This is a genomic window from Paenibacillus camelliae (genome assembly GCF_023715345.1).
Classification (GTDB): Bacteria; Bacillota; Bacilli; order Paenibacillales; family Paenibacillaceae; genus Pristimantibacillus; species Pristimantibacillus camelliae.
On the sequence record NZ_JAMBNY010000068.1, the window covers coordinates 1 to 336 of the forward strand.

The 336-nt window shown below is 44.0% G+C and carries 1 rRNA gene; it reads right to left on the reverse strand.

Features of this window, described 5'->3' with window-relative positions:
* A 23S ribosomal RNA gene (locus M3180_RS22435) occupies positions 1 to 115 on the reverse strand; the annotation flags it as partial.
* Between the last annotated feature and the right edge of the window lie 221 nt (positions 116 to 336).

Genomic DNA, 336 nt, shown 5'->3' on the forward strand with positions numbered 1-336 from the left:
GAAATCCCCGGATCAAAGCTTGCTTACAGCTCCCCGAGGCAGTATCGTTGTTCGCCACGTCCTTCTTCGGCTCCTAGTGCCTAGGCATCCTCCGTGCGCTCTTATTAGCTTAACCATGTTGCTCATCAATTTTTGATTTCCTCGAACATCCTTGCGGATGAGGGTCGTCAATCAAAAACGATTCGCGGTTAAATATTTCAAACGTATGTTTGAACTCGATTCGCTTTGGATGTTTCATATACTTTCTTATCCAGTTTTCAAGGTACAATAGTGTTTTCCGTTAGGAAGAACACGTTAAAGTTGTAAATCTTCTTTGGTGGAGCCAAGCGGGATCGA